General features: G+C 36.9%; 1 pseudogene. It reads right to left on the reverse strand.

The features are described 5' to 3' along the window. Positions 1 to 306, reverse strand: a pseudogene (locus tag RCF13_RS16125) (type I restriction enzyme HsdR N-terminal domain-containing protein); the annotation flags it as partial.

The raw sequence follows: 306 nt of genomic DNA on the forward strand, positions 1-306 counted from the left end.
CTTTGTCCATACATCATTTCTAAACAATCTGCATATAATTTCGCCTGCTGTTTTCCAACGTTCGGATCCTTGCTTGTGCGTTTGGCTTCTACAACGGCTAATGGTTTACCATTATCTCCAAATAATACATAATCAACAGCACCTTGTCCCGATTGGTTCGGCATATGCTGTACCTCTACTTCTATTTGGATATCCTTATTTAATTCCCACCCAGCTAATTTTAAATCCAGGTCAATATATCTCTTTCTCGTTTCAAATTCGCTAATTTCATCAACATTGAAATCATATTGCTTCGTATTCTCTACA

The organism is Stenotrophomonas maltophilia group sp. RNC7 (genome assembly GCF_030910085.1).
Classification (GTDB): domain Bacteria; phylum Pseudomonadota; class Gammaproteobacteria; order Xanthomonadales; family Xanthomonadaceae; genus Stenotrophomonas; species Stenotrophomonas sepilia.